Annotated in this window: 7 protein-coding genes; 3 read left to right on the top strand and 4 right to left on the bottom strand. The window is 37.3% G+C overall.

Annotated elements, in window-relative coordinates; translation table 11 throughout:
* Nucleotides 1-24 precede the first annotated feature (24 nt).
* On the top strand, nucleotides 25-1,587 hold the full coding sequence (locus tag ISU00_RS02805) for a M20/M25/M40 family metallo-hydrolase (protein ID WP_228852521.1): 1,563 nt from the start codon (nucleotides 25-27) through the stop codon (nucleotides 1,585-1,587).
* A 115-nt stretch (nucleotides 1,588-1,702) separates the two neighbouring features.
* Nucleotides 1,703-2,539 carry a GLPGLI family protein gene (locus ISU00_RS02800; RefSeq protein WP_228852520.1) on the top strand — a complete coding sequence of 279 codons (837 nt, stop codon included), beginning with the start codon at nucleotides 1,703-1,705 and terminating at the stop codon, nucleotides 2,537-2,539.
* Between the two features lie 10 nt (nucleotides 2,540-2,549).
* On the opposite strand, the gene metK is transcribed toward ISU00_RS02800, so the two are convergent.
* The 4 genes from metK to ISU00_RS02780 form a co-directional block, all read right to left on the bottom strand.
* Nucleotides 2,550-3,806 (bottom strand): methionine adenosyltransferase, encoded by a 1,257-nt coding sequence (gene metK / locus ISU00_RS02795; protein ID WP_228852519.1) that lies wholly within the window; start codon nucleotides 3,804-3,806, stop codon nucleotides 2,550-2,552.
* 272 nt (nucleotides 3,807-4,078) lie between these two features.
* Nucleotides 4,079-5,311, bottom strand: coding sequence for an ammonium transporter (locus ISU00_RS02790; RefSeq protein WP_228852518.1), 1,233 nt, complete (start codon nucleotides 5,309-5,311; stop codon nucleotides 4,079-4,081).
* Between the two features lie 26 nt (nucleotides 5,312-5,337).
* The gene (locus ISU00_RS02785) at nucleotides 5,338-5,676 is read right to left on the bottom strand and encodes a P-II family nitrogen regulator (RefSeq protein ID WP_228852517.1); all 339 of its coding nucleotides are present in this window, start codon (nucleotides 5,674-5,676) and stop codon (nucleotides 5,338-5,340) included.
* Between the two features lie 15 nt (nucleotides 5,677-5,691).
* Nucleotides 5,692-6,753, bottom strand: coding sequence for an outer membrane beta-barrel protein (locus ISU00_RS02780; RefSeq protein ID WP_228852516.1), 1,062 nt, complete (start codon nucleotides 6,751-6,753; stop codon nucleotides 5,692-5,694).
* Between the two features lie 452 nt (nucleotides 6,754-7,205).
* Here ISU00_RS02780 and gltB point away from each other — a divergent pair, with 452 nt between their 5' ends.
* The gene (gene gltB / locus ISU00_RS02775) at nucleotides 7,206-11,711 is read left to right on the top strand and encodes a glutamate synthase large subunit (RefSeq protein WP_228852515.1); all 4,506 of its coding nucleotides are present in this window, start codon (nucleotides 7,206-7,208) and stop codon (nucleotides 11,709-11,711) included.
* The last annotated feature ends 9 nt before the right edge of the window (nucleotides 11,712-11,720 follow it).

Below are 11,720 nucleotides of genomic sequence, written 5' to 3'. Positions count from 1 at the left end.
ATAACCATCAAAATTTTAATTAATATGCTCAAATTAAATTCTACTGTTTTCCTTTCCATTTTATTTTCTGTTTTAGCATTGAATTTTACCTTTTCCCAATCGACTGAGGAAATGGCAGAAAAAATTGTTGAAGAAGCAACAAATAACTCACAACTAGAGATTCTTGCTCATGAACTTTTGGATGATATTGGTCCTCGATTGGTGGGAACACCCCAAATGAAACAAGCAAATGATTGGGCTGTTGCAAAGTATGCAAGTTGGGGAATCCAAGCCGAAAATCAGAAATGGGGAGAATGGAGAGGATGGGAACGCGGTATTACTCACGTAGATTTATTGGAGCCAAGAATTCAGAGTTTGAATGCCACCCAATTGGCGTGGAGTCCTGCGGCACCCAAAAAGGGAATCACTGCAGAATGTGTTATAATGCCAATATTTAAAAATTCTTCAGATTTTAATAGCTGGTTGCCAAGTATTAAAGGTAAAATTGTTTTGGCTTCTATGGAGGAGCCAACTGGTCGTCCAGATGAAAATTGGGAAGAATATGCAGTTGAGAAAGATTTTGAAAAGATGAAAACGGAACGGGACTCTTTAAGAAGAGTTTGGCGCCAAAGTCTTAATAATACAGGTTATAATTTTAGAACAATTTATGAAGGCTTGGAAAAAGCTGGTGCAGCAGCAATTGCAACATCTTATTGGTCTAATGCTTTTGGAGCTAGTAAGATCTTCAGTGCTCGTACCAAGGAGATTCCAACTATTAACATAGCCGTTGAAGATTATGGTATGTTGTATAGAATGGCAGAACACGGTGATAAACCAGTGATTAAAATTATCGCTGAATCTAAAGATTTGGGCATAGTGCCAAACTTCAACACTATTGGTAAAATTGAAGGAACAGAAAAACCGAATGAATTTGTTATTCTATCTGCCCATTTTGATTCATGGGATGGAGGAACAGGAGCAACTGACAATGGAACTGGTACTTTGGTGATGATGGAAACAATGCGTATTCTAAAAAAACTATATCCTAATCCAAAGCGCACCATTTTGGTAGGGCATTGGGGAAGTGAAGAACAAGGCTTGAACGGATCTAGAGCCTTTGTAGAAGATCATCCTGAAATTGTGGCTAATGTCCAAGTGGTCCTTAACCAAGATAACGGCACTGGTCGTGTTGAAAAAATCAATGGGTCGGGTTTCTTAAATTCTTATGCCTATTTAGGCAAGTGGTTAAACGCCGTGCCTGATGAAATAAAGAATAATATTGAAACTGAATTTCCAGGATCGCCAAGCGGTGGCGGTTCTGATCATTCGTCATTTATTGCTGCAAATGCTCCAGCCTTTTTCTTAAGTTCTTTAAGTTGGTCTTATGGTAACTACACTTGGCATACAAATTTAGATACTTATGACAAAATTGTGTTTGAGGATGTAAAACGAAATGTTATCCTAACTGCAATACTGGCATACATGGCATCTGAAGACCCAGAAAAAACCTCAAGGGAAAGAAGTGTTCTTCCGATAAGCCGAAGAACAGGAGAGCAAATGAAATGGCCAGAGCAAAGGTCACCGCAAAGAAAAGGAGGCGTGGATTAATCATTTTATACCGATTCTGACGTTACTTTTGAAGATCTCGTTTTGTTAATATTTTTGTAAAAGCGTTAATTATGTTTAATTATTTTTTAATTTCATTAAACATAAATTTAATGCATTGAAATTTACATTACTTCCATTAGGTCTTATAATATCTGTAATTCTAGTCTTTAAAACAGATGTCCTATCAAAACAGGACGATTTTCAAGGTGAAGCTATCTACATGTATAAATCTTCCCTAGAACTAGGCAGTTTTGGTGCTAACATGAGTGAGGCCCAAAAAAACCAAATAAAGGAACGTCTTAAAAATAGATTGGAAAAAACGTTTACCCTTGTCTTTAATCGTGAAGAATCTTTTTATAAAGAGAACGAACGACTAGATGCAGTTTCAGGTGCAACAGACTCTTGGGGTAATAATTTTGCAGCTGGTGATCAATACAAAAATGTTAAAACAAATACCCAAATTCAAGAACAAGAATTTTATGGTAAACGATTTTTGGTCAAGGACGAGTTGCAGCCGATAAAATGGACCATGGCTTCAGAAACAAAAAAGATAGGAAACTATATGTGTTTTAAGGCAGTAGCCTTAATTCCAACAAATGATTTAACATGGTATTCTTTTTCATGGGATAAATTGAGACCCGCCTCTAACGAACAAACCCAAAATTCAGATTCTGTTGAAGAAGAAATGGCTTTGACGAAGGTTGAAGCTTGGTATACTCCTCAAATTCCAGTAAGTCACGGTCCTTCCGAATTTTGGGGACTTCCTGGATTAATTTTGGAAATTAATTCTGGCAATATAACTATGCTTTGTTCGAAGCTCACCTTGAATCCACAAGAGAAATTGACTATTAAAATTCCTCAAAAGGGTGAGCAGGTAACCAAAAAAGAATACCAGGATATTATTTTAACCAAAATGATGGAATTTAGGGATAATCGAATTGGTAGAAGATAAATTTATTTGATTATTCAATTTCAAAGGCCTCTTTAATTTTTTCGACATAATCCAACTTTTCCCAAGTAAATAATTCAACTTCTAGAGATTTAGATTCACCATTTGGTTGTTCAAATGTTTTGGTTACAATTTCCGGTATCCTTCCCATATGTCCATATGCTGCTGTTTCACTATAAATCGGTTGGCGAAGTTTTAATCGATCCTCTATGGCAAAAGGCCTTAAATCGAAAATGTCCTCTATTTTACCGGCGATTTCAGAATCAGTTAAATTGAATGGGCATGTGCCATAAGTGTTTACAAATATGGATGTTGGCTCAACAACCCCAATAGCATAACTTACCTGAACCAAAATTTCATCGCAAATGCCTGCTGCAACCATATTTTTGGCTATATGCCTCGTTGCATAAGCCGCACTTCGGTCGACCTTACTAGGATCTTTGCCAGAAAACGCACCACCACCATGAGCGCCTTTTCCGCCATAGGTATCTACTATGATTTTACGTCCTGTTAATCCTGTATCCCCATGAGGCCCACCAATTACAAATTTTCCAGTAGGATTAATGTGGTAGGTAATATCGTCCTTAAATAATTCTTGAATATGGGATGGTAAACTTTCCTTAACCCTCGGGATTAAAATATCAACTAAATCCTTCCGAATTTTTGCTAACATGGCATCATCAGTATCAAATGGGTCGTGCTGTGTGGATATTACAATTGAATCAATCCTTTGAGGTATATTATCGTCGCTGTATTCAATCGTAACTTGACTTTTTGAGTCAGGTCTAAGGTAGGTTATATCTAGATTTTCCCTCCTTAAATCTCCTAAAGTCTTCAGGATTCTATGTGAAAGATCTAATGCCAATGGCATATAATTTTCGGTTTCATTGGTGGCGTACCCGAACATCAAACCTTGGTCTCCCGCACCTTGAAGCTCCCGACTTTCTCTATCAACTCCTCTGTTTATGTCTTCAGACTGTTCGTGTATTGCTGATAAAACACCGCATGAATTACCATCGAACATGTATTCTCCTTTGGTATACCCAATCTTATTGATGGTATCTCTCGCAATTTTTTGAACGTCTAAGTATGTATTGGATTTTACTTCACCTGCTAAAACTACCTGTCCAGTGGTGACCAAAGTTTCACATGCTACTTTAGAGTCCGGATCAAAAGCCAAAAAGTTATCAATAAGCGCGTCGCTAATCTGATCTGCAACTTTATCTGGGTGTCCTTCAGATACACTTTCTGAAGTAAAAAAATATGACATATTAATTTTTATTCAAGAAGATATTGCGCTGATCGGCCAAGAAGGGAAATACCACTGTTCTTTAGCATTTTTATGTCCTTTTCAAAGGACCGAGAGGTTGCAATCAGTTCAAATCTATCCTCTTTAGATTGAGCGGTCAAAGGTACAATTTCCGAACAAATAATAAAATTTATAAGAAAATCTTTAACATCAAAAAATTTTTAAAAAGTGAGGGCCGTTGGATATCAGATTCTCCAACGGCCCTGCATAACTAATCAATCTAAAAAATAAAATTAATGCTCATTTAAACGGAAATCAGAATAGGCCGACATTCCGTGTTCGTGTGGATCCAATCCTTCTAATTCTTCCCTCTCAGAAACTCGGATTCCAATAGTTACTTTTAATATGAATAATATTAAGAAGCTAGTTACTATACAAATTGCTGCATATGATGCAACACCTATTAGTTGACTCATAAATTGAGCTCCACTTGCTAAAGATCCAAAGATGCCTACGGCTAGTGTTCCCCAAATTCCACAAATAAGGTGTACTGCCACAGCTCCAACAGGATCGTCTAATTTCATTTTGTCAACTAAAGCTACTCCTAGTACAATAATTACCCCTGCAATAGCACCGATTAAAATTGCATCGGTAGGGCTCATTTGATCGGCACCTGCAGTAATACCAACTAATCCACCAAGGATACCATTAAGAAACATTGTTAGGTCATAGTTTTTGTACATTAAGGTAGAAGTTATGAAAGACACAACTCCACCAGCAGCAGCTGCCAAACAGGTTGTAACAAGAGTTAAAGATGTAAGAGCAGGGTCTGCAGAAAGTACTGAACCGCCGTTAAACCCGAACCAGCCTAACCAAAGTATTAATACACCTGCAGTGGCTAGTGGGATGTTGTGGCCTGGAATAGCCTGTGGTTTTCCATCTTTAAATTTTCCTATTCTAGCTCCCAATAGATAAATTGCTACTAGAGCTGCCCATCCACCAACCGAGTGAACCAATGTTGAACCCGCAAAATCATAAAAAGGTGTTTCTAAAGAATCTAAAAATCCCCCACCCCATTTCCAAGATCCGGCGATTGGGTAAACCAAGCCTACATATAATATGGTAAAAATCATGAACGGACCAATCTTTATTCTTTCTGCAACGGCTCCGGAAACTATAGTCGCGGCGGTTGCGGCAAACATACCTTGGAATAAGAAATCTGTCCAGTAAGTATAGCCTTCATTATAAGCTAAATCTAAAGCTCCTTCAGCAGTTAATGGTGATTCTAAACCGAATCCTGCAAATCCTAAAAAGCCATTAAATTCTCCAGGATACATAAGGTTGAATCCAACTAAACAATAAAGAAGAAGACCAACTGTGATGATAAAAACATTTTTAAATAAAATATTGATAGTGTTCTTTTGTCTTGTAAGTCCAATTTCCAAAAATGCAAATCCAAGGTGCATAAAGAAAACAAGACCCGTACAGACCATCATCCATACGTTATTGGTTGTAAGTAATTCCATAATTAGTTTCTTAAATTTTAGTTAGATTATTTTAATGTTTCTCCTCCACGTTCACCAGTCCTAATTCTGTAACAATCTGTTATATCAGAGACGAATATTTTACCGTCCCCAACCTCTCCAGTGGCTGCAGAATCTAATATGGTTTTAATGGTGACTTCCTCAAAATCATCATTAACAACAATTGAAAGGTAGCGTCTCTGTATATCGCTAGTGCTATAGCTGATACCCCTATAAACATGCCCCTCTTTCTCATTTCCTAATCCAGTAACATCCCAATAGGAGAAAAAGTTAACGCCAACATTGTGGAGGGCTTCCTTTACAGTTGAAAATTTTGATTTTCTAATAATTGCTTCGATTTTTTTCATGATTATGTTAATTAGTTAAAATGCATATATGGCTGCCAGAACAAATGAGCTAAGGCTTTTTCCTGTTTCAAAGGAATCAAATGCATCGTAATCGGTAATGAATGCATCGTCTGATGCCGAATCTATTCTCAATTCTGGTTTGATTGTTAAGTTCTTAATTGAATAGCTTCCGGTTAAGGTTAGGGCAAATACGTCAGAGTCTTCAACTCCCGTGCCGATAGCTCCAAAATCACCATGCTCAGCGAAGTATTCACCTCTTAAACCTATACTAAAACTATCCGAAGTGGCAAGTTGTGGGTATAGAGCAATCCCGGCAAAACCAGTGTCATCGTTGTCATAATAGGCAGCATTCAAGCCTAAAAAGAAGCTATCCGTAATGTCAAGTCCACCTGTGAAATCAATTTCATATGCGCCATCATCAGTAATAAAATTTAAGTACTGACCAAAGAATCCTAATTGTGCGCCGAAAGCGTATTTTCCGGTAGGGTTGAATTCGGTTGCATCAGTAGGATTCATTACTGCTAACATCAGGCTAAAGTCATCTGAAAGCGCGATGTCAGCTTTTAAACCAGTGTGGCTAAATGGGCCATAGGAGAATAAATAAGATGTACTATAGTTAAAGTTGGCAGTCGGAGAAATGACCTCGTAACCAAGAAATGTATTGAAATTTCCTATTGTAAGGGTGAAACTGTCTGAGACATTCCAATAAGCGTACAATTGGTTTACAATATTTCCTGTTAGGGAATACATTGGAGACATAAACACTGCATCGGTTCCTCTTGGACCAAACACAAGATCAGCAACGAACCCAACTTTTTCACCTTCATAGGCAGCTACTACATTCGCCATACCTAAAGCAAAACCAGGTAGATTGGCAAAAGATGACCCAGGAGCAACGTAATACCCATCTTCCCCAAAAACTCTGTCGTTTGGAGCATTGAAATTGGTTCGATAGTATACGTCAACACTACCTGATATTGAAAATGGCTTTTCTTGAGTTTCTTCCGTCTCAGTCTCTTCTTGAGCAAAAACACATAAACCACAGAACAATAATAAAAGGGTTAAATAATTTTTCATAAAAGTTAGTTTTAAGGATTTAGACGGCGTAAAACTATAGAAAATTAATCGATACCTCCTAAAAAATAGGGGGTGTTAGGTTAATTTTTATCATAATTTCAATTTATACCCTAAAAAAATTAGAGGTAACTATTTTATAAGTTATTTTAGAAACAATTATTCAAAATCATTTTATATTATTTTTAACGTTTTGTTGAAAAATCAAAATTTTAATCAGCAACTTGCCAAATACTTTAATTTTAATTCAATAAATGGTTTAATATTTTGATTTTTAGGTAGCAGTGGCTATGCGTTTATTTTAAGGATGGCTACTGTAAAATTGGAATTTCAAAAATTCTTTAACGAAATTTTAGCAATCTCATAATAATGAATTCGTCATTACCTTTCTTTATATATAACCATATATATTAGTAGGCTTAATTGCACTAATCAATAGCTAAATTTTTTGGAATATGCTGAAGAAACAGGGGTTGTACTTGCCCGAATTTGAACATGATAATTGCGGTGCAGGTTTTATTTGTAGCCTAACAGGAAAAAGGTCAAATGATATCATCCACAAAGCACTTGAAATTCTTATTAAACTGGAACATCGTGGTGCCGTTAGTGCCGATGGAAAAACAGGTGATGGGGCAGGAATTCTTATTGATGTACCACATGATTTTTTTGTAAAAAACTGTGATTTTGAATTGCCTAATCGTGGAGAATATGCCGTAGGGAACATTTTCCTGCCAAAAAAAGAGAATCAAAAAAACTATTGTATTTCCTTAATTGAAACTTGTTTCAAAGAACAGGGATTGCATGTGCTTGGTTGGAGGAAAGTGCCAATTAATAATTCAAATATTGGGAGAATTGCTGCCACAACTGAACCCTCTGTAATGCAGTTGTTTATTGGAAAGGCAAATCCTGAGCAAGATGATTTCCAATTCAATGTAAAACTTTTCGCAGCACGCAAAATTGCCGAGCATACGATTTACAATTCTAAGCTTTCTGAAGCGACCTTTTTTTATGTATCCAGCCTTTCTACAAAGACCATTATATATAAAGGTCTTTTAAAGCCTGAGGACATAAATATATATTATAAAGAGCTTTCAGATCCCTTGTTAGATGCGAAATTGGCTCTAGTTCATCAGAGGTTTTCCACTAATACATTTCCGACCTGGGATTTAGCGCAACCATTTAGATATATGTGTCATAATGGTGAAATAAATACCCTTAGAGGAAATGTGTCTAGGATGTTTTCTCGCGAGGAATTAATGGAGAGTGATCTATTTGGTGATGATTTGAAACGAATTTTACCAACAGTGCTCAGAGGTAAATCAGATTCTGCTTCTATGGATATGGTGGTGGAATTATTGCTGATGACAGGACGTTCATTGCCTGAGGTAATGATGATGCTTATACCTGAAGCCTGGGAGAAAAATCCAGATATGAGCGATGCAAAACGTGCGTTTTACGAGTTTAATAGCTGCTTAATGGAGCCATGGGATGGCCCGGCGTCTATACCATTTACCGATGGAAGTTATATTGGAGCTGTACTCGATCGAAATGGACTTAGGCCATCTCGATATACCGTAACCAAAGATGATTATGTGATTATGTCATCAGAAACGGGAGTGGTTGATATAGATCCTAAGAATGTAAAGTATCATGGTAGGTTAGAGCCAGGAAGAATGTTCTTGGTTAATATGGATGAAGGCCGAATTGTTAATGATGAGGAAATTAAAGAGAAAATTGCCGCTAAGTATCCTTATAGAAAATGGATTGATAAAAACCTTATTCATTTAAGGAATATTCCATACCGAACAGAGCCAATAACACATGATGAGGAACCTTTACCACATCGTCAGGAAGTTTTCGGCTACACCCAAGAAGATCTTAATACCATTATCTTACCAATGGCGCAAAACGGTAAGGAACCTATTGGGTCTATGGGTAGTGATACTCCAATAGCAGTTTTGTCCGAGCGACCTCAGTTACTATATAATTATTTTAAACAGTTGTTTGCCCAGGTTACTAATCCACCTTTAGATGGTATTAGGGAAGAGCTTATATGCGATATAAGTTTAACTTTAGGGAGTGATTCGAATATTTTTGAAATACAAGAAAAGCATTGTAGAAAATTAAAGATTCAAAACCCTGTTATTTCTAAGCAAGATTTGGATAAGATTTTCAACCATGATAGTAGTCCTGATTATCGTGTTACAACTATTCCAATTCTATATGACGTAGTTTCTGGTGTTGACGGTCTTGAAAGACGTCTTGATGAAATTGTGGATTATGCTTCAAAGGAAATCGACAAAGGGACTAACATAGTTATCCTATCAGATCGAAACACCAATTCTGAAAAAGCTCCAATTCCGGCATTGTTGGCTTGTTCCTATATAAATCATGGGTTATATAAGCAGCGTAAACGATCCAAAATAAGCATTATTATAGAGTCTGCGGAGCCAAGAGAGGTTCATCATTTTGCTCTTCTATTTGGTTTTGGTGCAAGTGCCATTAATCCATATATGGTTAATGAAATTATTCAGGAACAAATCGATAATAAAGATTTGGTTGGAATTGATTTTGATACTGCAGTTCAAAACTATAATAAAGCTGTAGGTAAAGGTATTTTGAAGGTAATGAACAAGATTGGTATATCCACTTTAAATTCTTATCGTGGTGCCCAATTATTCGAATGTATTGGAATAAATGCCAAGACCGTTAACAAATATTTTCCTGGTACACCTACTCGAATTGAAGGTATAGGGCTGAATGAGATTGAAAAGGAAATTGCAAAACGCCATAAACGTGCCTATAATGAGACGCATATTGCGGCTAACTTAGACTTGGAGATGGGCGGCGAATACCGTTGGAGACGTGGGGGTGAAAAGCATATGTTCAACCCATTAACTGTTGCCAAACTTCAGGAGGCTGTTAGGAGTAACAAGCATTCTACATATAAAGAATTTTCAGATTTAATCAACGATCAGTCTAAAGCTCTAATGACAATAAGGGGGCTTTTTGAGTTTACTAATTACGATCCTATTCCAATTGATGAGGTTGAGCCTTGGACAGAAATTGTAAAGCGCTTTAAAACAGGTGCTATGTCTTATGGTTCCATCAGTAAAGAAGCGCATGAAAATTTGGCTATTGCCATGAACCGGATCGGTGGTAAGAGTAACTCAGGTGAAGGGGGTGAAGATCAGGAGCGTTTCTATAAAGATTCTGATGGCGACTGGAAAAACAGTGCTATCAAGCAGGTGGCATCTGGTAGGTTTGGTGTAACATCTAACTACCTATCTAATGCCAAGGAAATTCAAATTAAAATGGCTCAAGGAGCCAAGCCTGGTGAAGGTGGCCAATTGCCTGGTCCTAAAGTAAATCCAGCTATTGCAAAAACCAGAAACTCAACTCCTTATGTTGGATTGATATCACCTCCGCCACACCACGATATTTATTCAATTGAAGATCTTTCACAATTGATTTACGATTTAAAATCAGCAAACCGTGAAGCTCGTATAAATGTTAAGTTGGTGTCTGAGGTTGGTGTTGGTACTGTGGCTGCTGGTGTGGCAAAGGCAAAGGCTGATGTTGTTCTTATCTCTGGGTTCGATGGAGGTACGGGGGCTTCTCCTTTGACCTCTTTGAAACATGCTGGTCTTCCATGGGAGTTAGGCATTGCAGAAGCACAACAAACTTTAGTGATGAACGACTTGAGAAATAGAATTGTCCTCGAATGTGATGGCCAATTGAAAACGGGTAGAGATGTTGCTATTGCTTGCCTTTTGGGTGCAGAGGAATTTGGTTTTGCTACTGCTCCTTTGGTTGCTTCCGGTTGTATAATGATGAGGGTTTGTCATTTAAATACATGCCCAGTTGGAATTGCAACTCAAAACCCTGAGTTGCGTAAAAAGTTCCAAGGAAAGCCGGAACATGTAGTAAATTACATGTATTTCGTTGCTCAGGAATTGCGCGAGATTATGGCCCAACTTGGTTTTAGGACCGTTAATGAAATGGTCGGTCAGGTTCAGAAATTAGATAGAAGAAAGGCAATTGAACATTTTAAGTCTTCTGGAATTGATTTGACACCTGTATTGCATCAAGTTAAGGTTGCAAAACATGTAAAATTGTACAATACGGCAAAACAAGAACATAATATTGAAAGTCATTTAGACTTTAAAATAATTGAGAAAGCGCATCCTGCATTATTCAGGAAAGAGAAAACCTATCTCGATTTTAAAATTACAAATGTTGATAGGGCAGTCGGAGCTATTTTAAGTAATGAAATATCTAAGATATATGGTTCTCAAGGTTTGCCTGAAAACACATTGAATTTAAATTTCAAAGGGTCTGCGGGACAAAGTTTTGGGGCATTTTCTACCAAGGGATTAACAATGATTGTAAATGGCAATACAAACGATTATCTAGGCAAGGGGCTTTCTGGTGCCAAACTGGTAATTAAAGTTCCGGAGGAGTCTACGATAGTCCCGCAAGACAATATCATTACAGGTAATGTTACTTTATATGGTGCCACATCAGGGGAAGTATATATAAATGGAAAAGCCGGAGAGCGTTTCTGTGTTCGAAATTCAGGTGCGACCGCCGTTGTTGAAGGAATCGGTGATCATGGCTGTGAATATATGACTGGTGGTGTTGCTGTAGTTCTTGGTGAAGTTGGGAGAAATTTTGGAGCAGGAATGAGTGGAGGTATCGCTTATGTTCTAGATGCGAATAAAACATTTATGAAGCGTTGTAATGGAACCGATCTAAACCTAGATCCGGTGGAATTTGATGAAGATATCAATCAATTGAAAGATTTAATTGAGAATCATTATAATACTACCCTAAGTCCGTTAGCCCAAAAAATATTGGAAGAATGGGATGACTACTTGCCGCAATTTATTAAAGTGCTTCCTGAAGAATACCGTCAGGCTTTAATGAGATTAGAACAGGAAAATCTTGTAACACAATAGAATATTAGA

The sequence above is a fragment of the Aegicerativicinus sediminis genome (assembly GCF_015476115.1).
GTDB classification, from domain to species: Bacteria; Bacteroidota; Bacteroidia; order Flavobacteriales; family Flavobacteriaceae; genus Aegicerativicinus; species Aegicerativicinus sediminis.
This window is presented reverse-complemented; position numbering and strand designations above follow the sequence as displayed.

Bases quoted from the DNA above. Each gene is read 5' to 3' on its own strand.
- ISU00_RS02805 (WP_228852521.1), top strand. From the start codon at position 25: ATGCTCAAATTAAATTCTACTGTTTTCCTTTCCATTTTATTTTCTGTT.
- metK (WP_228852519.1), bottom strand. From the start codon at position 3,806: ATGTCATATTTTTTTACTTCAGAAAGTGTATCTGAAGGACACCCAGAT.
- ISU00_RS02790 (WP_228852518.1), bottom strand. From the start codon at position 5,311: ATGGAATTACTTACAACCAATAACGTATGGATGATGGTCTGTACGGGT.
- ISU00_RS02785 (WP_228852517.1), bottom strand. From the start codon at position 5,676: ATGAAAAAAATCGAAGCAATTATTAGAAAATCAAAATTTTCAACTGTA.
- ISU00_RS02780 (WP_228852516.1), bottom strand. From the start codon at position 6,753: ATGAAAAATTATTTAACCCTTTTATTATTGTTCTGTGGTTTATGTGTT.
- gltB (WP_228852515.1), top strand. From the start codon at position 7,206: ATGCTGAAGAAACAGGGGTTGTACTTGCCCGAATTTGAACATGATAAT.